Here is a 26,473-nt window from a genome sequence, read left to right on the forward strand (position 1 = left end):
CGTCCCGGCGCGCTGATCCACGACTGGATGTCCGAAGCCCCGGGGTGAGTACCCCGGGGCTTCGGCGTTCCCGGATCCTCGCCCCACCCCGAGCGAGGGAGCACTCCCGTGAACGACCACCACTCCGCCCCCGGCCACCGTCTCCACTCCGCCCCAGCCCCCGGCCTCGGTCACGGCCCGGAAGGGGAGGGGGAGGGTTCGGGCGTTGATCAGGAGCGGGGCCATCGCCGTCTCGGCCGCGCGCTCGGGCTGTTCGACACCGATCCCCTGATCGGCGCCGGTCTGCCGTACTGGCTGCCGGACGGGGCGATCGTCCGGCACACCTTGGAGGAGTACGTCCGGGAGACCGAACGGGCCGCCGGCTACCGGCACGTGTACTCGCCCGTCCTCGGCAAACGCGAGCTGTACGAGATCTCCGGCCACTGGGCGCACTACAGCGAGGACATGTTCCCGCCGATGGAGCTGGGAGCCGAGGAGGTCGTTCTGCGGCCCAGTCTCTGTCCGCACCATGCGCTCATCTACCGCTCCCGCTCCCGCAGTTACCGCGAACTGCCCTTGCGTATCGCCGAGTTGGGCGGCATGTACCGCTCCGAGCCGTCCGGGGTGCTGGGCGGGCTGACCCGCGTGCGGGCCATCCAGCTCAACGACGCGCACGTGTTCTGCACCCTGGAGCAGGCGGTCGACGAGGCCCGCGCGGCCCTCGGCCTGATCGCCCGCGCCTACGCCGACCTGGGCATCCGCGTCTCCCGTCACCGGCTGTCGCTGCCGGGCCAGGGCGGCAAGTACGTGGCCGACCCGGAGCTGTGGCGGCGAGCCACCGCGTTGCTCAGGGAGGTCCTGGACGGCGCCGGCGTCGCCTACGAGGAGGCGGAGGGCGAGGCCGCCTTCTACGGCCCGAAGATCGACGTGCAGATCACCGACCGCGCCGGCCGTGAGGCGACCCTCTCCACCGTGCAGATCGACTTCCACCAGCCCGAACGCTTCGATCTGCACTACGTCGGCGCCGACGGGGCGAAGCACCGCCCGGTGATGGTGCACCGCAGTGTCGTCGGCAGTGTGGAGCGGGTCGTCGCCCACCTGATCGAAGAGCACGGCGGGGCGTTCCCGGTCTGGCTGGCGCCGGTGCAGCTGGTCGTGCTGCCGGTGTCGGAGGCGCAGCGGGAGGCGGCGGAGGAGCTGGTGGGCCGGGCGTCGGCCGCCGGACTGCGGGCGGAGCTCGCCGGTCCCGAGCAGGGCAGCCTGGGGGCCCGTGTCCGGGCGGCGCGGCTCGCGCCGTACCAGGCGGTGATCGGGGAGCGGGAGGCCCGTGCGGAGCGGGCCGCCCTGCGGCTGCGCGATGGCCGCCGGCCCGGTGAGCTGCCCGTCGGCGACCTGGTCGGGCGGATCGCCGAGCGGGCGGCGGCGCGCGGAACCGCACTGTGGGAGTGAGCGCACCCGCATAGGGTCGTGGACGACCGTGGTGCGGAAGGAGTCCCTGGTGACCGAGGCGAACAAGCCGACCGAGGCGAACAAGCCGAACAAACCGGACGGGTTGAACGAGGCGAACGAGCAGCCCATTCCCGTGATCATCGACTGCGACACCGGCGTGGACGACGCTCTCGCCCTGCTGTTCGCCGTACGTCATCCCGGCCTGGACGTGCGGGCGGTGACCTGTGTGGCCGGGAACACCGATGTGGACGGGGTGGTCCGCAACACGCTGACCGTGCTGGAGCACGCGGGCGCGGGGGACATCCCGGTCGCCCGGGGCGCCGAGCGGCCGCTGATCGAACCCGTCCGCACGGCGTCGCACGTGCACGGACAGGACGGCATGGGCGACCTGGGTCTGCCCGCCCCCACCCGCCGTCCGGTCGACGTGGACGCGGTGACCCTGCTGCGCCGCGAGATCCTGGCCTCCCCGCGCCCGGTGACCCTCGTCCCCACCGCGCCGCTGACGAACATCGCCCTGCTGCTGCGCACCCACCCGGAGGTGACCCGCAACATCGAGCGGATCGTGTTCATGGGCGGCGCGGTGACGACGGGGAACGCCACGCCGGTCGCGGAGTTCAACGTGTGGCACGACCCGGAGGCGGCGGCGATCGTGCTGACCGCGGGAGTGCCGATCACGATGTACGGCCTGGACGTGTTCCAGCGGGTCCTGGTCCCGGCGGCGGACGTGGCGCGGCTGCGGGCGAGTGCGGAGCCGCGTCTGAAGCTCGCGGGCGCGCTGCTCGCGCACCGCGACCCGGCGAGCTCCGGCGACCCCACGCCCACCGGGGGCCTGGGCGACGCGGGCGCGCTCTGTGCGGTGGCCGACCCGGCGGGCCTGACCACCGAGCTACTGCCGGTCGAGGTCTCCCTCGCCCCCGGCCCGGCCCGCGGCCAGACGATCGTCGACCGCAGGCCGCGCCCAGGCGAGTCCGAGATCCACGACGGTGTGCGCGAACTGACCCTCGTGGACGTGGCGTTGGACGTGGACGTGGAGCGGTACGTCAAGCTGTGGCTGACCGCGGTGGAAGGCGCTTAGAACGCGCCGAACAGCGGAACGGCCGTCCCGTCCCCGGAACGGCCGTCCCCGGGACCGGACGGCCGCACCGGATGAAGGTACGGCCGTCCGGTCACTCTCCGCGCCGGTCAGGCGCGGGTGGCCCTGCGCCGCCGCGTGGCGACGACGATCGCCGCGCCGCCCGCCAGCAGCGCCGCCGCGCCGCCCGCGATCAGGGGCGTGTCGCTGCTCGCGCCGGTCTCCGCGAGGTCGCCGCCGCCGCCGTTGGGCGTGGGGGCGGGCGCGTCGGTCGACGGGGAGGCGGACGGGGACGCCGATTCGCTGTCGGACGTCGACGGGGACGGCGACGGCGACGGCGACGTGGTGTCGTTTTCCGACGGGGTGGACGGCGTTCCGGACGGCGTGCCCGACGGCGTGCCGGACGGCGTGTTCGCCGGCACGGTCGGCGGGGTGCCCGGCGGCTGCTCGGTGACCGTGCAGTCCTTCGTGCCGCCGTTCCAGGCCGCGATCAGCTTGTCCTTGATGACCGGGCGGTCCGGCCCCTTGGGCACGTCGCCGTGGACGAAGCCGTCCTTCGCGTCGAGCTTGCCGTCGAACTTGACCGCGCCCCGGTAGAGGTCGATCTGGGCGAAGCAGCCCGCGTCGGGCACGGCGATGTCGAGGCTGTCGGTCTGGCCGGGCTTGACGGTCACGGTGTCGAAGTCGACGAAGACCTGCTCACCGGAGGTGCGGAAGCTGGAGCCGTGGGCGAGGTAGGAGGCGAGGGAGGCGGTGCACGTCGTCGCGTTGCCGGCGGCGCGGACCTTGACGTGGATCTTGCCGTCCTCGGTCGGCTTGAGGTTCTGGTCGTCGACGCGCACCGAGTCGAAGAACTTCGTGCCGTCGAGCGAGAACTGGCAGCGGTCGGTCTCCGTCTCGGTGCCCGCGCCCGTCCCCGGCTGGTACTGGCCGCCGGACTTCCAGCCGTCGCCGCCGGGTGTCCCGGTGCCCGCGAAGGCGGCGGAAGCGGCGGCGACGGAGGCGGCGCACAGGGTGAGCGAAACGGCGCCCGCCCCCAGCAGGCGGCGCACGATGACAGTTCTCGCTATGGACATACGAATCCCGTTCTTGGCGAGTCGCCGGGCTGACCGGTCAGATCAGAAGACGGCATCAGCCGAAGGCGTCAGAAGAGCAGATGAGCAGCGGAGTAAATGAGCAGGGGGTGGCGGAGAAGGGCGAAGTTCGCCGGGCTCATCGGTCACAGCTGCCACGAAGGCCACACGTGTCACAGAGGCCACAGCGTGAGACCCATCGTCGTGTGCATGCCGGACCCATGTCAACCTGCGTCAAACCCTGGGGAGTTCAAAATTCCGTCACATGTTCACCATGTGCGGAATGATCTGTTCCGAAGAGTCCGATGTTCACCTTCCGGACACAGCGGACAGGCTTGCCTGTATGACCGACTTCTCCCCCCATCGCCCCGACTGGTGGCGTCAGGCCGTCGTCTACCAGGTCTATCCGCGCAGCTTCGCCGACGCCGACGGGGACGGCCTCGGGGACCTGCGGGGCGTCACCGGCCGGCTCCCCCATCTCGCCGCCCTCGGCGTGGACGCCCTCTGGCTCTCCCCCTTCTATCCGTCCGAGCTCGCCGACGGCGGCTACGACGTCGCCGACCACCGGGACGTCGACCCGCGCCTGGGCTCCCTCGCCGACTTCGACGTCCTCACCGCCGAGGCCCACCGGCTCGGCCTGAAGGTGATCGTCGACCTCGTGCCGAACCACACCTCCCACCGGCACCCCTGGTTCCAGGAGGCCCTGGCCGCCGGCCCTGGTACACCCGCCCGCGACCGATACGTCTTCCGCGACGGACGCGGACCGGGCGGCGCACTCCCGCCCACCGACTGGCAGTCCGTGTTCGGCGGCAGCGCATGGCAGCGCGTCCCCGACGGCCAGTGGTACCTCCACCTGTTCGCCCGTGAGCAACCCGACCTCAACTGGGACCGCGAGGAGGTCCGCGAGGACTTCCGCACCACGCTGCGCTTCTGGTCCGACCGGGGCGTCGACGGCTTCCGCGTCGACGTGGCCCACGCCCTCGTCAAGGACCTCGCCGAGCCTCTGCGCGACCTGGGCGCGCCGGAGCTCAGCGGCGACGCAGGCCTCGCCCGGCTGGCGCCCGGCACGCACCCCTTCTTCGACCGCGACGAGGTCCACGAGATCTACCGCGACTGGCGTCGCGTCCTCGACGCGTACACCCCGGCCCGCACGGCCGTCGCCGAGGCATGGGTCCCGGGCCACCGCCGAGCCCTCTACGCCCGCCCGGACGAACTCGACCAGGCTTTCAACTTCGAGTATCTGCAGGCCGATTGGGACGCCGACGCGATCCGTGCGGTCATCACCGGCTCGCTTGCCGACGCCCGGGCCGTCGGCGCCTCGGCGACCTGGGTCCTCTCCAACCACGACGTCGTACGCCACGCCTCCCGCCTCATGCTCCCGCCGGGCACGGACACCGGGGGCTGGCTCCTGTCGGACGGCCTCGCCCCGCGCGTCGACGAGACGGCCGGCCTGCGCCGGGCCCGCGCGGCGACGCTGCTGATGCTGGCGCTGCCGGGGTCGTCGTACCTCTACCAGGGCGAGGAGCTGGGCCTGCCCGAGGTGGCCGATCTGCCCGTGGAGGTCCTCCAGGACCCCCTGTGGGAGCAGTCGGGCCGCACCCGCAAGGGCAGGGACGGATGCCGGGTGCCGCTGCCCTGGACGTCGGCCGGGCCGTCGTACGGCTTCGGCGCGGCGGGCGGGTGGCTGCCCCAGCCGCCCGCCTTCGCGCGGTACGCCGTCGAGGCGCAGGACGGCGTCGAGGGATCCACCCTGGAGCTCTACCGCACGGCCCTGCGGCTGCGCCGCAAGCTGCTCGACGGCGAGGAGCTCTCCTGGCAGCCGGATCCCGCGCCGGGCGTGCTGGCCTTCACCCGCACCGACGGCTGGCGGTGCGTGACGAACCTGTCGGACGCGTCGACGCCGCTGCCGCCCGGAGAGGTGCTGCTGAGCAGCGCGTCCTTGCCCCTGGAGGGCCCCGGTACGGGAACGCTGCCGCCGGACACGACCGTCTGGCTGGCGTCACGCTGACCACCCGGTCCGGGTGACTGCCCGGTCCGGGTGGTCAGCCTGCCCGCCGAACCCGCCGTCTGCGTCTATCCGCCGTTGTTGGCCTGGCCACCCGTACCGGCCTGGCCTCCGGTGCCGGCTTGTCCGCCGATGCCTGCCTGGCCTCCGTTGTCGGCCTGGCCGGGGATCTGCCCGTTCACGCCGCTCAGGTCGATCGGTGTGGAGGTGGCGTTCGGCGGTGGGGTGAGGACGATCAGCGGCTGGCCGGCGGGCGGCACCGGCGGCGTCGTGTCCGCCTTGGGCAGCTTCGGCGGGGTGGTCTGGGTGAACAGCGTGGTGTCGAAGTCGACCAGGCCGGTCTTCTCCATCACCGTGATGTGGTCCAGGACGGTGTTGTTGGCCTGGTCGGCGAGGGAGCGGATCAGCGTGTTCTTCGTCGTCGAGCGGACCTTCGCGATGGTGTTGAAGATCGACCCGTGCGTCATGCGCAGGATGTTGGCGAAGTCGACGTCGAACTGCTTGCCCTGGTCCGCCTTGAGGGTGTTGACGAACCCCTCCTGCTGCGGGCTGGCCACGTTGGGGATCGTGATGTTCAGCATCGGCGCGAGCTTGCGGCAGCTCTCGTCCAGCGCCGCGTGCCCGTCGATGAGGTGCTGGCTGGCGATGAGGACGGCCTTGCTCTGCCCCTTCTGCAGCCCGATCTGCCCGACCGGGTACTCCCACAGGCCGGCGGCCCGCACCGCCACCACGAAGGCGCGGTCGCTCTCGGTCAGGGGCCCCCACTGGGTGTTGGCGATGATCCGGTCACCCGAGTTCGACACGTTGTCCAGGCCGAGCATCGACGGGTACGCGAGGGCGCTGAGTGTCAGGGTCAGCGCGCCCCCCACGAAAATAGTTCCCATCATGTTGCGTGAAAGTGCCACCGTTCCTCCTGCCCGTCGGGGAATCCGCCGTCGTGTCGTCGCCCGGTGGGGATCCGGACGGAGAGAAGTACGTGCGCGGAGCCGTTCGGACTCATCGGGCCCGCCGAAAAGTTGATGGACGGTGCACAGGACGACAAGTAAGTTCTCAAAAGGAACTAGCGCGGCACTTCAAGCAAGCAACGCGTGCAAGCAACTCACGGGACCGAGAGGGGACCTGCCGTGCAGCAGACCTGGACCGCCGTGGACGCCTGCTTCAACGACCTGCTGGTGGAGGAGGACGACGCATTGCGGGCGGCCGACGCGGGCAGCGAGGCGGCCGGCGCGGGCAGCGAGGCGGCCGGTCTGCCGCCCCATCAGGCCGAAGGACCAAAAGGGGGGCATGGGGATGAGCACGGCGCGACTGACCGAGATCACGTACTACCCGGTGAAGGGATGCGCGGGGGCGACACTCACCGAGGCGACGCTGACGTCGACCGGTGTGCCGCACGACCGCACCTACGCGATCGCCGACGAGAAGGGCGAGTTGCGCTGGCAGTGGGGTGACCCCCGGATGGCGTTGATCTCCCCGGAGTCGAGCGACGGCGAGGTGACGCTGCGCGCGCCGGGCCGGGACCCGGTGCGGGCGGACAGCCCGGACGTGCACGCCTGGCTCACGGAGTTCCTGGGCGTCCCGAGTACGCTCGTCCGGACCCCGGAGGGCAACGCCGGCCGTCTGCACGTGGTCTCGCGGGCCAGCCTGGACGCCCTGAACCGTCGGCTCGCCGCCCGGGGAGCCGCCCCTCTCCCGATGAACCGCTTCCGTCCCAACCTTGTCGTGGACGGCTGGGACGCGCCCCACACCGAGGACCGCGCCGCCCGCCTCGCAGTCGCCGGCACGGAGTTGGCCTTCACGGAGGAAACGATCCGCTGCGCGATCACCATGGTCGACCAGCGCACCGGCCGCCGCGCCGGCCCGGAACCCCTGCGCACCCTGGCGGACTACCGCCGGGCGGACGCCGACGGCGGGCTCGCCTTCGGCGCGTACTTCCAGGTCCGGCGGCCGGGGAGGATAGCGGTCGGCGACGAGGTGGCGGTACGCCCCGAGCCGTCCTAGACGCCCGCCTGGACGCCCTGCCTAGACGCCCTCGGCGTGCTCGACGTGCTTCGTGCCGTCCATGGCCTTGGTCTGGCGGCGTTCCTGGAGGGCGCGGTTGATGGTGTGCAGGCGGATCGCGGTGAAGAGGACGACGGCCGCGCCGATGGCCGCCATCTTCCACTCGCTGTCCCGGACGGCCGCGTAGAAGAGGAAGCCGCTGAAGACGGCGCCGAAGACGACGAGCAGGGGTTCGCGCACCCAGAAGGGGAGGACGCGGATGACGAGATGGATCATCGCGCCACTTCAGCACTCGCGGCCTGCTCCCGCTGTGACGGAGGCCACAATTCCGGGAGTTATGTGTGCGTGATGTGAAGGCCGTCCCCTTCTGGACGGCCTGACGCGGATGCCCGCCGGAGTCCGGACAGGTCCGCGTCAGTACCGCACCGCCCGCGCCGCCTCCGCCTTCACCTCGCCGGAGAGCGCGCGGTGGCTGCGGGCGATGGCCTTGGCGGTCTTGCCGGCCGGGACGTCGGTGACGGTGACGAGCACGGAGTCGAGCAGCTTGCCGCCGGAGTCCTTGAAGTCCACCTCGACGGCGAAGGACTTCGTCGAGTCGGCGCTGTTGGTGACGGTCACCTCGACCGCGCTGCGGTCGCCGTCGGCGGTCGGCGTGCCGAGCTTCACGTCGCCCTTGGCGTCGACGCCGCCCTCGATCCCGTCGAGCTTGCGGCCCACCTCCGCCGTCGCCGACGAGAACGCCTCCGAGGCCTCCGAGGCGAGCGAGGAGGCGGCCGCGGTGGCCTGACCGCCCACCGACTTCGCGGCGGAGGCGGCCTTGCTGGCAACGGACGACGGGGTGTCGTCCCCCGAACAGCCGGTGAGCGTGGTGAGCGCGGCGAGACCCGTCAGTAGGGCCGCGCACCGAACCGCCGCCGGACGGAGTCCCCGGAGTCCCCTCTTCCGGCTTCTGCGGTTCGTTGCCATCACGCCTCCAGGTCGGTAGCGGGTCGGTCGCGGGTTCCGGTCGGGGGTTCCGGTCGCGGGTCGATCGCGGGTCGATCGCGGACCCGTGTTCGCGGACCCGTGTTCTCGGCATCTCCAGTGAAGGCGCGGACCGTCCCGCCCGCATGCCGGCCCACCCGAACGGCGCACCCCCGTGGTGGCAGCCCCCACCCGGACGGATGGTCGAGGGAAAGTCGCCGAGACAGAAACGGGGTAGCCCCATGAGCGACCAGCCGCACTCCCAGCCTTCGTCGCACGGGTCGCCGGTGTGGGACCCGTCCCACCAGGGCACCGGCACGCCGGCCTGGGCCGCGCCCCCGGCCGGCAGCGGGCTGGCCGCCGGCGGGGTCGTCTTCGGCGGTGTGCTGATGTTCGTCAGCGGTGTCCTCGCCATTTTCCAGGGCATCGCCGCGATCGCCGAGGACGACGTCTACTCCCGGGTCGGCAGCTACGTGTACGAGATGAACCTCACCGGCTGGGGCTGGGTCCTGCTGATCGTGGGCATCGTGGCCACGGCGACCGGCTGGGGGCTGCTGATGGGGGTGGAGAAGGCGGAGTGGGCCCGGATCAGCGGCATCGTGCTGGCGTCGCTGAGCCTGATCCTGCAGTTCCTGTTCCTGCCGTACGCGCCGGTCTGGGCGGTCATTCAGATCGCCATCGACGTCTTCGTCATCTGGGCCCTGGCCTCCTACCGCCCCCTCCAGGCCTGACACCGACCTGGCACCGACCTGGCACCTGTCCGCGAGCCCGGGCGTCCGGGCGTCCGGGTGATCGGGCGTCCGGGTGATCGGGTGCTCGGGTGCTCGGGCGTCGGGGCGTCAGGGGAGGGCCGGCGCTCCCGACACCTGCACGTCCTTGCGGCGCAGCCACGGCAGGGGCGGCACCTGGGACCCCAGGTACGGGGTGATCCGCACCTCGAAGTGCAGGTGCGGGCCGGTGACGTTGCCGGACGCGCCGGACAGCCCGAGGCGTTGGCCGGCCGCCACCCGCTGGTCCCGGCGCACGTCGATGCGCGACAGGTGGGCGTACTGCGTGAAGTAGCCGTCCCCGTGCCGCACCAGGACCTGGTTGCCGAAGCCGTCCCCGCAGGTGGTGACCCGTACGACGCCGGAGCCGACGGCGTACACGGGGGTGCCGGAGTCCACCGCGAAGTCCTGGCCGGTGTGGCGGCGGGCCCAGCGGGAGCCCTTCGCGGCGTAGCCGGCGGAGAGCCAGTAGCGGCGCGTCGGGGCCGTCCAGCCGGTGGAGTGCTGCTCGGGCGCCCGGCTGCGGCTTCCGAAGGGACAGCGGCGGCCCGAGCGCCCGGACGGGTCGACGGCGACCGGGTCGCCGGACGCCCTGGCCCTCGCCCGGAGCAGGTCCCACAGGTCGGAGCGGACGGCCTTCCGGCGCTCCTCGGCCCTTTCGACGGCCTCGGGGAGGGCGTCGGCCTCGCGCAGCCGGTCGACCCGCTCGCGCGCCTTCTCGTGCGTGCGGACGGCCAGGACGGCCTGGTTGCGGTGTCCGTCGCCGCCCGCTGCGGCGGGCAGGGCGGCGAGCGCCGTCAGCAGGAGAGCGAGGAAGGCGGCCCCGGTCGCGGCGCTGAGGCGCGCCCGCGTCCGCGTAGGCGTAGGCGTACGCCTCCGTGGGAAGCGCGCATGATGTTCTCGTCCCATTTCCGGATCATCAGACCGGTGGCGGGTCAAAGGGCGGCACCCGGCCGCACGGACACCCCGGTTTCAGCCGAACGGCCCCGCTCCCGCCCCTGCCGTCGCTCCCGTTCCCCGTCCCGCCCCCGCGCCCACCAGGGAGCGGTAGACGGCTGAGGAACGAGGGTTGTCGGCGCACCGCCACACGCCGTGCGGACAGTAGTCGCTGATGGTCTGGTACAGCGGCCGGTGCGCGGCGAACCAGTCGAGCATGCCGCGCATGTACTCCGGGTCGTCGCCGTTACGGAACAGCCCCCACTCGGGATACGACACCGGCTTGCCGTGCGCCCGCGCGAACCGGACGTGCGCGGCCAGGCCGTAGGGCTCGGAGACCTGCTCCGCGAAGGACATGCCGGCGGGCTGGTCGTAGGCGTCCATGCCGACGACGTCGACGTGCGCGTCGCCCGGGTAGCAGGCGGTCCAGGGGACGGCGTCCCGTCCCCGGCTGGGCGTGAAGTCGAACCGGAAGCGTCCGCCTCCCGGCACCGACCGCACGGCCTCCACGATCCTGACCCAGTACCGCTTCCAGGCCCGCGGGTCGGGCCCGCACCGATGGGTGTACGTGGTCCCGTTCATCTCCCAGCCCACCACCAGTACCGCGTCCGGCAGCCCGAGCCCGACGAGCCGCCGGGCCAACGCCCGGAAGTGCCCGTCGTAGTCGCCGCGCGCCCCCCTGCGCAGCTCCTCCCGCACGACCGCGTCGGGCACGTGGTCCTCGGTCCCCTCCAGCATCGGCACGTTGAGCACGAACATCCGGTCGGCGCGCTCCTGCCTCCACCGCGCCCAGTACTCCAGGTAGCCGGGCGCCCCCTCGATGTTGCTCCACCGGTCGCCGGGCAGATAGGCGTGCCCGACCCGGGGCGTGGCGACGCCCAGCCACTCGTCCAGCCCGGCGATCCGCCGCACCCCGACGTCGTCGTACCCGACGTACGCCCCGAACGCCCCGGTCGCCGTCCCGGCCCCCCGCCCGACGGGCACGCACGCGGGCCCGGCCAGCAGCACGAGGGCGGCGAGCAGCGCGGTCAGGGCAGGGAGGGCGCGCGGGGAGCGGAACACCGGCACAGGATGACGCCCCCGCCCGCACCCGACCCCGGACTCGCTCCAGAACCACCCGGACGGGACACCCCTGCCGGGCGACCTCTCCCTTCCGGGCGGCAACCCACGAACGAGCGAGCGAGTGAACAACCGGGCCCGCTCAACCGCTCAAAGCGCAGTGCACGACCGCACAACCGCGCAGACCGCGCAGACCGCACAACCGCGCAGACCGCGCAGACCGCACAACCGCGCAGACCGCGCAGACCGCACGGATCACCTCGCACAGCACGTGAATCCCGTACCCACACGAGGAGAATGGATGTTCCGCGACTTCTGGCGCCACCTGAAGGGAAGGTACGGCCTGTGACCTCGCCGCCGCTGTAACTGTCTCGGACCGCTGTAACTCCCTTCGGTCCGTTGTGACTCCCTTCGGCAGGCGGGACGTCGGCGGCGGTGATCACGCAGGATGGGCACGAGCATGAGCGCATCCGACGCCGGCGCTCCCACCACCGCCGATGCCTGTCGGCTGGACAGCGGTCCCGACCCGATGCGACGCTCCGCCGATGACGCTCGCCGACCTCCTCGCCTCCGTCGCCCTGACCGGCCGCCTGGGCCCGGTGCACGTAGGCGCCTCCTGGGACGACGTCACGGCGGCCCTGGGCGAGCCGCGCGAGGTGGTCCCGATGAGCCGCCGCAGCCGCAGTCGCCGACGGTCCCGCCTCTTCGGCTACGGCGACCTGGAGGTGTTCGTCTGCCCGTGCCGTGAGGTGCGGATGGTGTCCGTCCAGACCTGGACCGACACGGTCGAGCTGCCCGGCCACGCGGGCACGTTCCCCGGCGAGCCGGCCCACGCGGAGATCGTGGCCGCCCTGGACCGCGCGGCCTGCCCCTGGGAGCTGGACGCCGGCCTCACCTTCCGCGACCAGCGCACCCTGCGGATCCCGTCGACGCGGGCCGCCTTCGCCTTCGTCGTCCCCGAGGCCGGCGAGCCGACGCTGCACGCGCTGGGCCTGCCGGACGACGGTCACACCTGCCCGGCCCCGAGCCGCCCGACCTCCTGACCGACATCGGGTCGGGGCAACCCTTGTGTGGGTTCGCTCGTCTTCTGAGGCGACTGTGCTTTCTCGGACGTATTCCTGCTTGTGTGCAGGGTTTCGGCGTTCGGCGGTGACCGACGCCGGAGATCCGAGCACGGTGTACGGGGTGGAACGGCCGAGGCGGAGGGGCGAGCGCCGGTGAGCGGAACGAGAAGGCGTGGGCATGTACCGGTGCGGGAGACAGGCGGGGGGAGCAGGGCGGCGGGCCGGTCCGGCGGTACGCGGCTGACCCGGCGCGGGCGCGTCGTCGCCTGGGGCGCGGGGGTGAGCGCCGTCGTCCTCCTCGGGGCAGGCGGGGCCGGCGCGTGGATCTGGTACGACCTCAACGACAACATCACCTCCGCCGAGGTCGACGACAAGCTGGGCGACAACCGGCCGCAGAACCTCAGCCCCGGCTCGAAGAACATCATGATCGTCGGGTCCGACAGCCGTGACGGCGCGAACGCCAAGTACGGCAAGGACCTGACCACCATGCAGTCCGACACGCTGATGGTGCTGCACATACCGGCGGACCGTAAGTGGGCGTCGGTGGTGTCCTTTCCGCGCGACTCGTGGGTGGAGATACCCGGGTGTGAGAAGGGCGACGGCACGTCGTCCCGCCCGCACCACTACAAGATCAACGAGGCCTTCGCGATCGGCGGCAGCAACAACAAGGTCGCCGAGGCCGCCGCGTGCAGCATCAAGACCGTCGAGGCCAACTCCGGTCTGCGCATCGACCACTTCATGTCGGTCGACTTCTCCGGCTTCAAGGGAATGGTCGACGCGCTCGAGGGCATCGAGGTCTGCCCGAAGCAGGCCATCCACTCCGAGAAGGCCCGTCTGGACATGGAGGCCGGCTGTCAGACCGTCAAGGGCGAGAAGGCGCTGGGTTACGTCCGCGCCCGCTACGGGGTCGGTGACAACTCCGACATCGGACGCATCGGGCGTCAGCAGGAGTTCATGGACGCGCTGGCCAAGAAGGCCAAGGCCAAGCTCACCAGCCCCGACGCGATGTACGGCTTCCTCCAGGCGATCACCAAGTCCCTCACCACCGACCCCGACATGGCCGGCATCAAGCAGTTGTACGGGCTCGCCGACGAGCTCAAGGGGATCCCCAGCGAGCGTCTGAGCTTCCTCACCGTGCCCAACTACGGACGCGTCGCCGACAAGCCCACCGACCTTGCCAACGTCGTGTGGCAGTACCCGCAGGCCGCCGACCTGTTCACCTCCCTGGCCAAGGACAAGGAGGTCACCAAGGCGCAGTTGGACGCGGCGAAGAAGAACGTGGTGTACGCCTCCAGCGTGCGGGTCCAGGTGCTGAACGGCACCGGCGTCTCCGGTCGCGCGGCGGCCGTCGCGGAGAAGCTGCGGACGGCCGGCTACACCGTCACCGGCACGGGCAACGCCCCCGCGACGGTGGCCAGGACGACCGTCAGCTATCCGGCGGGCCTCGAGACCAAGGCCGCCGTTCTCGCGTCCCGGCTGCCCAACCTGCGTGCCACCGCGGATGCTTCGGCCGCTGCGGGGGTCGTCACCCTCGTCGTCGGACCGGAGTTGAAGGTCGAGGACGTCACCTGATCGTTTCGCGGCCGTACTTGGTCAACAGGGCTCCGGAAATGGGGTAAGGTTGATCTTGAGCCGGTCACCGGAAACAGAAACGGTGAACGACCTCTGCGTTGGTGGTCCAAGGAAAGACGCCCCGCTTCCTGCGGGGAGATGCAGGTGCAAGGCCTGCCCGGCGCTCCATGGAAACGAGCCTCATCCCGTGTCAACGGGGTGAGGCTCGTTCTCGTTCCCCCCGCCGCCCTGCGGCCCGGCGCTGAGTGCAGCGCGCGGGATCTGCCGCCACGCGGGCCGGGAACGGTAGCCGCCGTCCCGGCCGTGCCGCCTCGACCGTTCGGCCGATACCGTTCGCCGCGTCCCCGCCTACCGTGAAGAGCATGAGATCAGCCTGGCTGCGGGGCAGTGCACGGGGTGCGGTGGTCGGCGCGCTGCTGGCGGCCTGCGTCCTCGACCTGATGATCGCCGACGCGGAGGGCCGCCTGTGGGGTCCGGTGGCGCTCCTCGTCGTCGGCCTCGCCGCCGTGCTGTGGCCCGCCTCCCGCCGACCCGCATGGCTCACCCCGCAGCTGCGCACCACCGTGCCCGCGCTGCTGTCCGCCCTGTACACGGCCGCGGCGGTGGTCGAGGGCCGCACGGCCCCCTTCGGGCCGGGCGAGCTCGTCATCCTGCTGTGCCTCCTCTTCGTCGCCGTACGGCACTGTCCGCCGCGCTGGCTCCTGGCCTGCGGCGGGCTGGACGCGCTCGCCTTCCTCGCCACGCCGTGCCGCCAGTTCTGGCCGCTGTGGTCCCAGGACGGCGCGGGGCTCGCCTACGTCGTCGTCGGGCTGGTGCTCGTCCTGCTCGTCGCCGGGCTCGCCGCCTACCTGCGGTCGCTCGACTACCGCCGTACCGTCGCCGTCGAGGACACCCGCCGTGAGGAACGCCTCGCCATCGCCGCCGACCTGCACGATTTCGTCGCCCACCACGTCACCGGGATCCTCGTGCAGACGCAGGTGGCACGCATGATGACGACCGCCGGGCCGGACCGGTCCGAGCAGCTCGACCCGGTCCTCGCCGGCATCGAACGCGCCGCCACCGAGGCGCTCGCCTCCATGCGGCGCACGGTCGGGGTCCTGCGGGACACGCCCGAGGCCGACCGGCGGCCCGTCGGCGACCTGGCCGGCATCACCGGCCTCGTCGAGAACTTCGGGGGACGGCCCGGCCAGCGGGTCGTCCTCCGCCGTTCCCCCGCCGTCCACGACGACCTCCCGCACGAGGTGCAGGCCGCCGCCTTCCGCGTCGTCCAGGAGGCGCTGACGAACGTGCGGCGGCACGCGGCGGACGCGTCCGCCGTCACCGTCCGCCTCGGCCTCGACGGCGAGCGGCTCGACGTCACCGTGGTCGACGACGGCCACGGCGGCGCACCGCTGCCCGCCGAGGCGCACGGCGGCGGCTTCGGCCTGGTCGGCCTGCGGGAGCGGGTCACGGCGCTGGGCGGAGACCTGAGCACCGGCCCGCTGCCGTCCGGCCACGGATGGCAGGTCCGCGCCCTCTTCCCGGCCCACTGACAGGGTGATGCAGGTCACATACGTTTTCGTCCGCTCCGCGATCACTTTGCGCTCCGGTGCCGGTCGAAGAGGGAAAGAGCGGTTGCCGAAGCTGAGACGAAGACGACGAAGGGACGCGATCGCGATGACCGCATCCGTGCAGGGGCCCGCCAGTTACTTCCCGTCCATCGAGAAGAAGTACGGCCGCGCGATCGCCGAGTGGAAGACGCTGATCCGCTCCTCGCCGCTGACGCGGCACATGGAACTGGTCTCCTGGCTCAAGACGGAGCACGGCCTGGGCCACGGTCACGCCAACGCGCTGGTCGCGCACACCCTGGCGGAGGACGCCCAGGCGTGAGCCGGGCCGGACCCGGCGATCAGCCGGGCCCCGGGCGGACCCTCAGCGGCCGCCCGCCGTGCCGGTGCCCTTGGCGGGTGAGCGGCGGCGGCCCTGTGCGGGCCGACGGGGGCGGGAAGCCGACCCGCTGCGATCGGAGCCACCACGCTCGGAGCCGCCGCGCTCGGAGTTGCCGCGCTGGGAGCCGTTCCGGTCGCCGCCGCCGCGCTGTCCGCCGCCGCGCTGTCCGCCCCCACGGGCCGGGTTCTTGCGGGTGGCGGGACGGGCTTCGGCGGTGGGCGGCGGGGTGAGCACGACGGGCACGCCGGACGGCGTCTGCGCCCCGGTGATCCGGTTCAGCTCGGTGCCCCCGGAGCGGACCTGGGTGGTCTGCGGGGTGATGCCGGCGTCGGCCATGAGACGGGTCATCTCACGGCGCTGGTGGGGCAGGACGAGGGTGACGACGGTGCCGGACTCGCCGGCGCGGGCGGTGCGGCCGCCGCGGTGCAGGTAGTCCTTGTGGTCGCCGGGCGGGTCGACGTTGACGACGAGGTCGAGGTTGTCGACGTGGATGCCGCGGGCGGCGACGTTGGTCGCCACCAGCACCCGGACGTGCCCGTCCTTGAACTGGGTCAGGGTGCGGGTGCGCTGCGACTGGGACTTGCCGCCGTGCAGGGCGGCCGCGCGGACACCGACCGCCAGCAGCTTCTTGGCCAGCCGGTCCGCCGCGTGCTTGGTGTCCAGGAACATGATCGTCCGGCCGTCGCGGGCGGCGATCTCCGTCGTCGTGGCGTGCTTGTCCTCGTCCTCCACGTGCAGCAGGTGGTGGTCCATCGTGGTCACCGCGCCCGCGGACGGGTCGACGGAGTGGACGACGGGGTCGTGCAGGTAGTTGCGCACCAGCCGGTCGACGTTGCGGTCCAGCGTCGCCGAGAACAGCAGCCGCTGGCCGTCGGGGCGCACCAGGTCGAGCAGTCGCGTCACCTGCGGCATGAAGCCCATGTCGGCCATCTGGTCGGCTTCGTCGAGGACGGTGACGGCGACCTGGTCCAGCCGGCAGTCGTCCCGGTCGATGAGGTCCTTGAGGCGTCCCGGGGTGGCGACGACGACTTCGGCGCCGCCGCGCAGGGCGCTCGCCTGCCGGCCGATGGACAGTCCGCCGACGACCGTGGCGATGCGCAGGCGCAGAGCCCGGGCGTAAGGGGTGAGGGCGTCGTTGACCTGCTGGGCCAGCTCGCGGGTGGGGACGAGGACGAGGGCCAGCGGCTGGCGCGGCTCGGCGCGCTGTCCCGCGGTGCGGGCGAGCAGGGCGAGGCCGAAGGCGAGGGTCTTTCCGGAGCCGGTGCGGCCGCGGCCCAGGACGTCCCGGCCGGCCAGCGAGTTCGGCAGCGTCGCGCCCTGGATCGGGAACGGCGTGGTGACGCCCTCGGCGTCGAGCGCGGCCAGCAGCCGCTCGGGCATGTCGAGTTCGGCGAACGCCTCGACCGGCGGCAGCGCCGGGGTGAGGGTCACCGGCACCGCGAACTCGCCGCCGGACGCGGCGGGTCGGCTCCCGCGTCCGCTCCGTCCGGCTTTGGCCGTACGGGAGGGCGCGCCCTGGCGCCGGTCCGTACGGGAGCGGACCGAGCTGTTGCGGTTCATCTGGTGCCTTTCTCGAAACTGCCGGACGCCATGAACCGGGGCCCGCACTCAGGAGTGCGGGCCCCGGTCGTGTCGTCCGCTTGAAACAGACTCAGACGACGGTTCAGGCGGGGAGGATGTTCTCCGCCTGCGGGCCCTTCTGGCCCTGCGTCACGTCGAAGGTGACCTTCTGGCCTTCCTGAAGCTCACGGAAGCCGGACGTGGCGATGTTCGAGTAGTGGGCGAAGACGTCCGGGCCGCCACCCTCCTGCTCGATGAAGCCGAAGCCCTTTTCCGAGTTGAACCACTTCACGGTGCCAGATGCCATGCTGTATCTCCTTTGGGGCAATGCCCGGTGCCCGCACCTTGCGGAACCGGTGTCGCAGCATCAGAAAAGCCCCAAAAACAAAAAGAGTGCCCGTCGACGGAAGGTCGAAAGAGCACTCTGAAGCCTCTGGTAACCGAAACTGCCACTTTTCTCACGGTAGCACAGGTACGGATCAGGGGCCGGAACAGTTTTCCGCGTTCCGCTACGCGTCGCGTTGCGTTGCGTGGTCGACCAGCGTCGTACGGGTGCTGTTGTATAAACGGATCATGATTTATCACGTGGTGCGCCCGGACGAGTGGAATGCCGAGCCCGACCGGCCCTACGCACCCGCTTCTCTCGCCGAGGACGGGTTCGTGCACTGCTCGCCGGACGTGGAGACCACGCTCGCCGTCGTCAACGCGTTCTACCGGACCGCCTCCCGGCCCCTGCTGGCGCTGGTGCTCGACGAGGAACGGCTCACCGCGAGGTGTGCGTGGGAGGCGGCCGACCCCGCTCCGCCGCCCGGGGTCCTCGCCGGCACCCTGTTCCCGCACGTGTTCGGACCGCTCGACCGGGACGCCGTGGTGCGCGTCCTCGAGGTCCGCTGGGACGCGGACGGCCGGGCGACGGGCCTGACGGCCTGACGGACACCGGAGCCGCCGCCGGCTGCCGGACGCTGCCTCACCCACCGTCCGGCACCCGGCACCCGGCACCCGGGCAGGGTCAGCTGAGGCAGATCAGGCCCAGCAGGCAGACGTCGGACGGCGAGGTGGTCGCCGTGTCGGAGCCCTTCCCGGAGGTGGAGGACGACGAGGACGACGAGGAATCCGAAGAGGACGGCGGGGACGACGAGTTCGTGCCCGTGCCCGTGCCCGTGCCCGTGTCCGAGCCCGAGCCCGAGCCCGATGCCGATGTCGATGTCGATGTCGAGTCAGAAGTGCCCGAGTCGCCGGGCGTGGTCGAACCGGAGGACTGCTGCCCGCTCGTGCCGGACACCGTGTCGACCGTCGAGCCGTAGGTCGACGATCCGTGGTCCCGCTGATTCCCCGGGGACACCGGCGCTGACAGCGCCGCCGGGTCAGCGGGCGCACCCGCGGAGTCCGGGCGGGTGCCCGACGGCGTGCCCTGCTGCCGGGCCTGCCCGGAGCCCCGCGACCGCGACCCCGAGGTGCCGGACGGCAGGCTGAGCTGCCTGTCGGACCGGGTCACCGTGGGGACGGTGTGCTCCAGGGTCGGTTCCTCCCCACCGGCGGTGGTGGGGGTCTCGGGCGCCGAGGCCGCCTGGGTCCGGTCGCCGTTCTGCCGCTCCAGCGCGGCGACCGCCAGCCCGCTGGCGAGCGTGACGGCCGTGACGACCACGGCCCGCCGCTGGTTCTTCTTCCAGCGGGCCAGCTGCCGCCGCCGTGCCGCCCGGCCCCGCGGCGCCTCGGACACCGCCGCGACGGCCGGTGAGACCGTCTCGCCCGTGAGAACGACGTCGACGTCGGTGCCGGCGTCGGCGTCGGTGTCGATGTCGATGTCTCCGACGGCGTGGAGACCGAGGGCGACGTCGAGGGCCCGGTCGGGAACGCGCTCGGGAACCCGGGCGAAGGGGGCCGGGGCGAAGGGGGCCGGGGTGAAGGGCGCGGTGGGCGCGTACGGCGACGCGGTGCCTGCGGTCCCGGCCCGGACGGCGTGCCCGTGGGGCGGTATCGGGGCGATGTCCGGCGCGTAGGCACCGCACCCCGGACACACCAGGGCTCCGTTGAGATGCCGACGACACGAGGAGCAGTAGTCCATCTGCGGTCTTCCTAGTTGACGTGCCGTCGCTCCGCCCTGGCCGCGACCTGATCACGTTCGCACGGGAGGTCGAACGGCCACGCTAACGAGTCGTAAGCAGGACTGTGTGCAGCCTGTGTGATGCTCCTGCGCGAATGTGTTGAGGGATGTCGGCACGCGGGGGGCGCGGGGCCGGCCCACGCGGTGGACGCGTGGCCGAGCCGTGCGGTGGCGCGGGTCCCGGCGGCTGTCCGCCCGTGGTTGATACGGGGACTTTGCCTCACTTCGCCTCACTTTCGGCCACCCCCGCCACCCCCGTCGTACATCTATGTGAATTGAAATCAAGTACGCGTCTATTGACGTGCTCAGGGCAACGCCCCTAGCTTCCGGGAGAAAGCGCTTTCCGCACCTCTGGCAGACGACCCGCACCGTCCTGGAGATGGAGAGAACGACATGCTTGTGAGACCCGTCATCGCCTGCGCCGGCCTGGTGGCAGGCGCGATCGTCGCGTTGTCCGGCACCACCGCTCAGGCCGCCACCACCCGCTACGAGGCCGAGTCCTCCCCGGCGGTCTGCTCCGGCACCATCGACTCCGACTGGACCGGGTACTCCGGCAGCGGTTTCTGCAACGGATCCAACTCCACCGGCGGATATGCCCAGTTCACCGTGAACGCGGCCACGGCCGGCACGGCGACGCTGAACGTCCGCTTCGCCAACGGCACCGCGGCCGCCCGCCCGGCCTCGCTGGTCGTCAACGGCACGACGGTGCAGACGCCGTCCTTCGAGGCCACCGGCGCCTGGTCGACCTGGGTGACGAAAACGCTCACCGTGTCGCTCAACGCCGGCGCCAACACCGTCCGGCTCAGCCCCACCACGTCCGCCGGACTGCCCAACGTCGACCACCTCGACGCCGACGTGACGGGCACCACGACACCGCCGGCGGGCTCCGCCCTCTACGTGGCACCGGGCGGCACCGACGGCGCGGCCGGCACCCAGTCCGCGCCGACCACCCTCACCTCGGCGATCAGCCGGGTCGCCGCCGGCGGGACCATCTACCTGCGCGGCGGCACATACGCCTACGGTTCGACGGTCACCGTCCCGGCCACCAGCAACGGGACCGCGGCCGCCCGCACCACGCTCGCCGCCTACCCGGGTGAGACGCCGGTGCTGAACTTCTCGGCGCAGAGCGAGAGTTCGAGCAACCGCGGGCTTCAGCTGTTCGGCTCGTACTGGCACGTCAAGGGTCTCGTCGTGGAACGCGCCGGGGACAACGGGATCTACGTCGGCGGCAGCGACAACATCATCGAGCGCACGGTGACCCGCTACAACCGCGACACGGGACTCCAGCTCGGCCGGATCGCCTCCAGCACACCCGCCGCCCAGTGGCCGGCCCGCAACCTGATCCTGAGCGCCGAGTCGCACGACAACGCCGACTCCGACGGCGAGGACGCCGACGGCTTCGCCGCGAAACTCACCACCGGCACCGGAAACGTGTTCCGGTACGCCGTCTCGCACAACAACATCGACGACGGCTGGGACCTCTACACCAAGACCGACACCGGAGCCATCGGCCCGGTGACCGTCGAGGACTCCCTGTCCTACAACAACGGCACCCTCTCCGACGGGACCGTGAACTCCAACGGCGACCGCAACGGCTACAAGCTCGGCGGCGACGACATCGCCGTGAACCACGTCGTGCGGCGCAGCATCGCGTTCCACAACGGCAAGCACGGGTTCACCTACAACAGCAACCCGGGCTCCATGGCGGTGTCGAACAACCTGAGCGTCGACAACGCCCAGCGCAACTACTCGTGGGACGCGGGGACGTCGGTCTTCCGCGGCAACACGTCCTGCCGGTTCTCGGTGAGCGGCTCGAACGACAAGACCATCGGCGACGCGGACAGCTCCAACCAGTTCTGGACGGGCTCCAACGGCAGCCGGTGCGCCTCGTACTCGGGCGCCCTCGGCTGGTCCTTCGCCTCGGACGGCCGCCTGGTCGTGACGCTGGGAGGCAGGCAGGTGACGCTTTGACGGACGCCGACGCGGACGTCCACGGACAGGCACCGCCGGTCATGGACATCCGCTGACCGGCACCGCCGGCTCCGTCTTGCGTGCGGGATCAGGCCCGGGTCGAGGAGGACTCGGGCCTGATCCGCTGTTCCGGATTCTGCTGTTCCGGATTCTGGTGTTCCGGATAGAACTGGGCGTACCAGCGGCGCAGCGCCCTGATGCCCTTCTCGTGCGGGAGCAGGACCGGACGCGCCCGGTGGATCTTGTGATCCCAGATCCGCGCCTCCTGCCGTACCTCGCCCAGGGCCGCGGCCCGGAAGACGAGCTTGAGGACCGGTGTCAGGAACGGCGCCCGGCGCGGTCTGCGGACGTAATACAGCATCCGCAGTTCGCTGGTGCGGTCGTCGACGGGCGTGGAGAGGGCGACGGCGGTCACCGAGAGCACGGGCCCGTGGGTGCGCACCACCATCACCCCGGGTCCGTACATGAACGCGTCGAAGGTGTTGTCGATGTCCCACCCGAGCACGCGCCGCCGGATCCGTCCGCGCACCTCGGCGAACGGGCCGTCCGTCGTCCAGTCCTGGACGGGAGGTTCGCTCTGGCCGTGGATGTAGTGGAAGTGGGACTCGTCGACGATGTTCTCGCGCATCTCCTGGATGTGGACGCGCGCCCGGCAGGTGTCGTCGACCGGTGCGGCGTACTCCCGGGACGTGGTCTCCGGGATGCCGGGGACCTCCCAGTCCGGCTCCGCCGACCGGTCGGGGCCGACGTACACGAAGACGAGTCCGCTGTGCTCGCGGACCGGGAAGCCGCCCAGGGTCGCTTTCGGGGTGCGGACCGCGAACGGCGCGTGCACGCACGTCCCGTCCGCCGCGAACCGCCATCCGTGGAACGGGCACTCCACGGCGCCGTCCACGGTCTTCCCGCCGACGCCCAGGTGCGCGCCGTAGTGCGGGCAGTGCGCGTCCCGCACGGCGGCCCGTCCGTCGCTCCCGCGGAAGGCGATGAGCGCGCGGCCGAAGTAGTGCAGGCTGACGACCTTGCCCGCCCGCAGGTCACGGCCGCGCAGTACGGCGTACCACCCGTACGGGACGGTGGGCATCGGATACGTGTCGGCCCGCGGATCTCGCTCGGTGGGCAGCCCGGAGCGGCGGCCGTGGCTTTTGTCATGCGCGCGACGCAAGGTCATGTGCCGATGCTAGGACAGATCGTCCGCGCAGTGTTCAGCGCTCCCGCTCCCGTACCCGCCTCCGCCCCCGCCCCTGCCGCCCGGGCGCTCAGGCAGGTGAGGTGTGTGACATCCGGGTCCGCGACGGAACCCCGGACATGTGTTCGTCGTCAAGAAGGACGAAGTACGCGAACAGGTGAACGCACGGAACGACATGGGGTGGGCGCGCGGTGGACAGGCGGATCAGGGGAGCGGCGCTGGCCTGCCTCCTTCTCGCGACGGGCCTGGCGACGGGCTGCACGACCCGGTCCCACGCGGACTCCTCGTCCTCCTCCGCCACCCCCGGCGCCTCCGCGTCGGCCAAGGGGGCCGGCCGGGGTGAGGCGGGCGCGCGGGCGGGCACGGCGCCGGACACGAAGGCGGCCACCGCCGCCGCCTACCGCAAGTGGGGGCTCGAACCGCTCGCCGCGCCGCCCGCGCCGCCCGCGACCAAGCCGTCCCCTCAGCCGGCGGAGGGCGGCGGGGTGCCGGTGATCAGCGAGATACCGACCAAGGAGAAGATCGTCTTCCTCACGTTCGACGACGGTGCCGAGAAGGACCCGAAGTTCGTGACGATGATGCGGGAACTGAAGATCCCCTTCACGATGTTCCTGACGGACGCCGCCATCCGCGCCGACTACGGCTACTTCAAGCCGCTCCAGCACCTCGGCGACGGCGTCCAGAACCACACCCTGACCCACCCGAACCTGCGCACCCTGGGCGCGAGCGCCCAGAAGCGGGAGATCTGCGGCCAGCAGACCAAGCTCAAGGCCGAGTACGGCACCACGCCCAGGCTGCTGCGCCCGCCCTACGGCAACTGGAACGAGGACACCCGGGCCGCGGCGGCGTCCTGCGGCCTCGAGGCGATCGTCCTGTGGCGCGAGTCCATGCAGATCACGAACATGCAGTACCAGCGCGGCGACAAGAAACTCCACCCGGGCGACATCATCCTGGCCCACTTCCGCGGACCGTCCGAGCTCAAGGGCACGACGATGACCGAGATGACGGCGAACATGCTGCGCCACATCCGGGAACAGGGCTTCACCGTCGCCCGCCTGGAGGACTACCTCTAGGACTGCCTTCGGGACTGCCTCCGGGACGACTCCTGGGACGGCTCCCCGGGCGGCGCCGGCTCCTCCGTCCCGGCCGGAAGGGACTGTTCCGCCCAGATGGTCTTGCCGGTGGACGTCTGGCGGGTGCCCCAGCGCTCCGCGATCTGGGCGACGAGGAGCAGCCCGCGCCCGCCCTCGTCGAAGACCCGGGCCCGCCGCAGGTGCGGGGCGGTGCCGCTGCCGTCGGAGACCTCGCAGATGAGCGACGTGTCGCGGATGAGCCGCAGCACGATGGGGTCGCCGCCGTACCGCACGGCGTTCGTGACGAGTTCGCTGACGATCAGCTCGGTGGCGAACGCGGCCTCCGTCAGTCCCCACGCGGCCAGCTGTTCGCCCGCCAGCTTGCGCGCCCCGGCCACCGCCGCGGGATCGCGAGCCACCTGCCAGGTGCGCACCTTGTCGGCGTCCAGCGCGGCGGTGCGCGCCAGCATCAGCACGATGTCGTCGCCGGGACGGTCGCTCAGCACCGTGCGCAGCACGTCGTCGCAGGTCTCCTCCAACGGCGCCAGCGCCGCGGCCGGGCCGCTCAACGCCCGGTGCAGCAGGGCGAGACCGGCGTCGATGTCGCGGTCGGCGGCCTCGACCAGGCCGTCGGTGTAGAGGGCGAGCAGGCTGCCCTCGGCCAGCTCCACCTCGACGGACTCGAACGGCAGCCCGCCGAGCCCGAGCGGCGGCCCGGCCGGCAGGTCCAGGAACCGCACGCCGCCGTCGGGGGTGACCAGGGCGGGCGGCGGATGCCCGGCGCGGGCCATGGTGCACCGCCGGGACACCGGGTCGTACACGGCGTACACGCAGGTCGCCCCGACCTCCCCGGACGCGTCCTGCGCGCGCCCGCGGGCCTCCGGGCCCTCCTCCCGGTCGAGCCTGAGGACGAGGTCGTCGAGCTGGGTGAGCAGTTCGTCGGGGGCGAGGTCTACGTCCGCGAGGGTCCGTACGGCGGTCCGCAGCCGGCCCATCGTGGCCGACGCGTGGATGCCGTGGCCCACCACGTCGCCCACGACCAGCGCGACCCGGGCGCCGGACAGCGGGATGACGTCGAACCAGTCGCCGCCCACGTCGACGCCGGACCCGGCGGGCAGATAGCGGTAGGCCACCTCCAACGCCGTCAGCTCACGCGGCCGCACGGGCAGCAGGCTGCGCTGGAGCGCCAGCGCCGTGCGGCGTTCCCTGGTGTAGCGGCGGGCGTTGTCGACGCTCACCGCCGCCCGCGCGACGATCTCCTCGGCGAGCAGCAGGTCGTCCTCGCTGAAGGTGTCCCCGGTGCGGTGCCGCAGGAAGTGCACCAGGCCGAGGGTGACTCCGCGGGCGCGCAGCGGGACCAGCATCAGCGAGTGGATCATGTACTTCGAGACGGTTTCGGCGCGGGCCTGGGAGGACCTGATCCACTCCTGGATCCCCGGCTCGCCGGCCGTGTGCCGGGCGCCCCGGCCGGCGATCAGCGTGCGCATCGGCGGTGTCATGACCGGATAGCGCACGGCGTCGCCCGGGGCCGCCACCGACTCCGGGCAGCCCTCGAGCACCGACCGCTGCGCCGCGCGGCGTACGACGACGGGCTGGTCCGTGCGCACCGGTTCCGGCTCGTCGCCGAGGACGACGGACTCCAGCAGATCCACCGTGACGAAGTCGGCGAACCCCTCGACGGCCACGTCGGCCAGTTCCTCCACCGTGCGGGTCACGTCCAGGGCGCTGCCGATGCGCAGGCCGGCGTCGTTGAGGACCGCGAGGCGACGGCGCGCCCAGTGCTGTTCGGTGGTGTCGAAGACGGCCGCCGAGACGCCGAGCACCCGGCCGGCCTCGTCCTTCAGGGGTGAGATGAACATCGACCAGGCGCGTTCCCGGGTCTCGCCGGGCGCCCTGCCGTGCGCCTCGTGGAACACGGTCTCGCCGGTGCGCAGAACCTGCCGCTGCAGCCGGTCGTACTCGTCGAACGGCTCCGTGGGCTCGATCTCCCACAGGGTCCGGCCCCGCATCTCCTCGACGGTCAGGCCCATCACGTGGGCCATCGTCGCGTTGGCCGACACCAGCCGCGCGTCACGGTCGTAGACCGCCACCGGGACGGGGAGCTGCGCGAGGGTGAGGTCCCACAGGGCGGCCGTGGCCGGCTCGGCCCGTTCGGGTTCGCCCATCGGTCGCGCGCCGGTCACCAGCCAGAGCCGCCCGGGGCCGGCGTCCGCCATCGGCGTCGCCTGCAGCCGCAGCACGACCCGGTCGCCGCTGCGGTGCCGCAACGCCACCTCGCCGGTCGCCCGGCGGCCGGCGGTGACATGCCGCCGCGCCGACTCGGGCAGCCCCGCGGCGAGCAGGTCGGCGGCCGGCCGGCCCACCGCCTCGGCGGCCCCGTACCCCAGCAGCTGCTCGGCTGCCGCGCTCCACACCATGATCGCCCCACGGGCGTCGACGACGACCGCGAAGTCCTCCGGCACGCGTTCCGGCGTCATGCCCCGGGATGTGACGCCTCTACCGTTCATGGGCCGCTCCGCCTCGCTCTCGCCCGGCCGCCGCGGGCCGCGCACGCCGGCCGGGGAACATCCGTGCGGAGCCCGAACCTCCGACGCACCCGTCCGTCGCGTCCAGTCTGGCAGCGGTACGACGACTCTGCGGGCGGCTCGGCGGATCTTGGGCGCGAGGAGTGAGGCGAAGGGCCCCGCACCGCTCGCCCCCTTTCGGCTGTCAT

23 protein-coding genes are annotated in these 26,473 nt (G+C 72.1%); 12 read left to right on the forward strand and 11 right to left on the reverse strand.

Annotation, left to right across the window (positions count from 1 at the left end; all coding sequences use genetic code 11):
* Positions 1-108 precede the first annotated feature (108 nt).
* Together thrS and QA802_RS21870 are read left to right on the forward strand one after the other, a co-directional pair.
* Positions 109-1,428, forward strand: coding sequence for a threonine--tRNA ligase (gene thrS / locus QA802_RS21865; RefSeq protein WP_334525352.1), 1,320 nt, complete (start codon positions 109-111; stop codon positions 1,426-1,428).
* A gap of 103 nt (positions 1,429-1,531) precedes the next feature.
* The gene (locus tag QA802_RS21870; RefSeq protein ID WP_334534789.1) at positions 1,532-2,503 is read left to right on the forward strand and encodes a nucleoside hydrolase; all 972 of its coding nucleotides are present in this window, start codon (positions 1,532-1,534) and stop codon (positions 2,501-2,503) included.
* Between the two features lie 107 nt (positions 2,504-2,610).
* Here QA802_RS21870 and QA802_RS21875 read toward each other — a convergent pair whose 3' ends face one another.
* Positions 2,611-3,576: an LAETG motif-containing sortase-dependent surface protein gene (locus QA802_RS21875; protein ID WP_334525355.1), complete on the reverse strand. Its 966-nt coding sequence runs from the start codon at positions 3,574-3,576 to the stop codon at positions 2,611-2,613.
* 340 nt (positions 3,577-3,916) lie between these two features.
* Between QA802_RS21875 and QA802_RS21880 the strand changes: the two genes are divergently transcribed.
* Positions 3,917-5,581 carry a glycoside hydrolase family 13 protein gene (locus tag QA802_RS21880; RefSeq protein ID WP_334525357.1) on the forward strand — a complete coding sequence of 555 codons (1,665 nt, stop codon included), beginning with the start codon at positions 3,917-3,919 and terminating at the stop codon, positions 5,579-5,581.
* 65 nt (positions 5,582-5,646) lie between these two features.
* Here QA802_RS21880 and QA802_RS21885 read toward each other — a convergent pair whose 3' ends face one another.
* Positions 5,647-6,462 carry a DUF4142 domain-containing protein gene (locus QA802_RS21885; RefSeq protein ID WP_334534791.1) on the reverse strand — a complete coding sequence of 272 codons (816 nt, stop codon included), beginning with the start codon at positions 6,460-6,462 and terminating at the stop codon, positions 5,647-5,649.
* A gap of 406 nt (positions 6,463-6,868) precedes the next feature.
* Between QA802_RS21885 and QA802_RS21890 the strand changes: the two genes are divergently transcribed.
* Positions 6,869-7,576: an MOSC domain-containing protein gene (locus QA802_RS21890; RefSeq protein ID WP_334525360.1), complete on the forward strand. Its 708-nt coding sequence runs from the start codon at positions 6,869-6,871 to the stop codon at positions 7,574-7,576.
* Positions 7,577-7,597: 21 nt separating this feature from the next.
* On the opposite strand, the gene QA802_RS21895 is transcribed toward QA802_RS21890, so the two are convergent.
* Both QA802_RS21895 and QA802_RS21900 read right to left on the reverse strand, forming a co-directional pair.
* The gene (locus QA802_RS21895; RefSeq protein ID WP_334525363.1) at positions 7,598-7,852 is read right to left on the reverse strand and encodes a hypothetical protein; all 255 of its coding nucleotides are present in this window, start codon (positions 7,850-7,852) and stop codon (positions 7,598-7,600) included.
* A gap of 138 nt (positions 7,853-7,990) precedes the next feature.
* A complete protein-coding gene (locus QA802_RS21900; protein ID WP_334525366.1) occupies positions 7,991-8,542 on the reverse strand; it encodes a hypothetical protein in 552 nt (183 codons plus the stop codon).
* A gap of 239 nt (positions 8,543-8,781) precedes the next feature.
* Here QA802_RS21900 and QA802_RS21905 point away from each other — a divergent pair, with 239 nt between their 5' ends.
* Positions 8,782-9,270 carry a DUF7144 family membrane protein gene (locus QA802_RS21905; protein ID WP_319165924.1) on the forward strand — a complete coding sequence of 163 codons (489 nt, stop codon included), beginning with the start codon at positions 8,782-8,784 and terminating at the stop codon, positions 9,268-9,270.
* 108 nt (positions 9,271-9,378) lie between these two features.
* Here the strand turns inward: QA802_RS21905 and QA802_RS21910 are convergent, their stop codons facing one another.
* Together QA802_RS21910 and QA802_RS21915 are read right to left on the reverse strand one after the other, a co-directional pair.
* A complete protein-coding gene (locus QA802_RS21910; protein WP_334525369.1) occupies positions 9,379-10,215 on the reverse strand; it encodes a M23 family metallopeptidase in 837 nt (278 codons plus the stop codon).
* Between the two features lie 63 nt (positions 10,216-10,278).
* Positions 10,279-11,304, reverse strand: coding sequence for a glycoside hydrolase family 26 protein (locus tag QA802_RS21915; RefSeq protein WP_334525372.1), 1,026 nt, complete (start codon positions 11,302-11,304; stop codon positions 10,279-10,281).
* A gap of 542 nt (positions 11,305-11,846) precedes the next feature.
* On the opposite strand from QA802_RS21915, the gene QA802_RS21920 reads away from it, so the two are divergent.
* The 4 genes from QA802_RS21920 (at position 11,847) to QA802_RS21935 (ending at position 15,806) form a co-directional block, all read left to right on the forward strand.
* On the forward strand, positions 11,847-12,344 hold the full coding sequence (locus QA802_RS21920; RefSeq protein ID WP_334525375.1) for a hypothetical protein: 498 nt from the start codon (positions 11,847-11,849) through the stop codon (positions 12,342-12,344).
* A gap of 207 nt (positions 12,345-12,551) precedes the next feature.
* Positions 12,552-13,937 (forward strand): LCP family protein, encoded by a 1,386-nt coding sequence (locus QA802_RS21925; protein ID WP_443042160.1) that lies wholly within the window; start codon positions 12,552-12,554, stop codon positions 13,935-13,937.
* 362 nt (positions 13,938-14,299) lie between these two features.
* Complete coding sequence (locus tag QA802_RS21930; protein WP_334525380.1) at positions 14,300-15,469, forward strand: sensor histidine kinase; 1,170 nt, start codon at positions 14,300-14,302, stop codon at positions 15,467-15,469.
* Positions 15,470-15,593: 124 nt separating this feature from the next.
* Entirely contained in the window at positions 15,594-15,806 is a 213-nt protein-coding gene (locus QA802_RS21935) for a DUF4287 domain-containing protein (RefSeq protein WP_334525383.1), read from the forward strand.
* Between the two features lie 42 nt (positions 15,807-15,848).
* Here the strand turns inward: QA802_RS21935 and QA802_RS21940 are convergent, their stop codons facing one another.
* Both QA802_RS21940 and QA802_RS21945 read right to left on the reverse strand, forming a co-directional pair.
* Positions 15,849-17,426, reverse strand: a complete 1,578-nt coding sequence (locus QA802_RS21940; RefSeq protein WP_334525386.1) for a DEAD/DEAH box helicase — start codon at positions 17,424-17,426, stop codon at positions 15,849-15,851.
* A gap of 103 nt (positions 17,427-17,529) precedes the next feature.
* The gene (locus QA802_RS21945) at positions 17,530-17,733 is read right to left on the reverse strand and encodes a cold-shock protein (RefSeq protein WP_057577999.1); all 204 of its coding nucleotides are present in this window, start codon (positions 17,731-17,733) and stop codon (positions 17,530-17,532) included.
* 266 nt (positions 17,734-17,999) lie between these two features.
* Here QA802_RS21945 and QA802_RS21950 point away from each other — a divergent pair, with 266 nt between their 5' ends.
* On the forward strand, positions 18,000-18,356 hold the full coding sequence (locus tag QA802_RS21950; protein WP_334525389.1) for a DUF952 domain-containing protein: 357 nt from the start codon (positions 18,000-18,002) through the stop codon (positions 18,354-18,356).
* A gap of 79 nt (positions 18,357-18,435) precedes the next feature.
* Here the strand turns inward: QA802_RS21950 and QA802_RS21955 are convergent, their stop codons facing one another.
* Complete coding sequence (locus QA802_RS21955; protein ID WP_334525392.1) at positions 18,436-19,491, reverse strand: SCO2400 family protein; 1,056 nt, start codon at positions 19,489-19,491, stop codon at positions 18,436-18,438.
* A gap of 432 nt (positions 19,492-19,923) precedes the next feature.
* Here QA802_RS21955 and QA802_RS21960 point away from each other — a divergent pair, with 432 nt between their 5' ends.
* A complete protein-coding gene (locus tag QA802_RS21960; RefSeq protein WP_334525395.1) occupies positions 19,924-21,501 on the forward strand; it encodes a right-handed parallel beta-helix repeat-containing protein in 1,578 nt (525 codons plus the stop codon).
* An 88-nt stretch (positions 21,502-21,589) separates the two neighbouring features.
* Here the strand turns inward: QA802_RS21960 and QA802_RS21965 are convergent, their stop codons facing one another.
* A complete protein-coding gene (locus QA802_RS21965) occupies positions 21,590-22,669 on the reverse strand; it encodes a Rieske 2Fe-2S domain-containing protein (protein ID WP_334525397.1) in 1,080 nt (359 codons plus the stop codon).
* A 209-nt stretch (positions 22,670-22,878) separates the two neighbouring features.
* Here QA802_RS21965 and QA802_RS21970 point away from each other — a divergent pair, with 209 nt between their 5' ends.
* Positions 22,879-23,760 carry a polysaccharide deacetylase family protein gene (locus QA802_RS21970; protein WP_334525399.1) on the forward strand — a complete coding sequence of 294 codons (882 nt, stop codon included), beginning with the start codon at positions 22,879-22,881 and terminating at the stop codon, positions 23,758-23,760.
* On the opposite strand, the gene QA802_RS21975 is transcribed toward QA802_RS21970, so the two are convergent.
* Positions 23,757-26,237, reverse strand: a complete 2,481-nt coding sequence (locus QA802_RS21975; RefSeq protein ID WP_334525401.1) for a SpoIIE family protein phosphatase — start codon at positions 26,235-26,237, stop codon at positions 23,757-23,759. The genes QA802_RS21970 and QA802_RS21975 overlap by 4 nt on opposite strands.
* Between the last annotated feature and the right edge of the window lie 236 nt (positions 26,238-26,473).

Source organism: Streptomyces sp. B21-105, assembly GCF_036898465.1.
Taxonomy (GTDB): domain Bacteria; phylum Actinomycetota; class Actinomycetes; order Streptomycetales; family Streptomycetaceae; genus Streptomyces.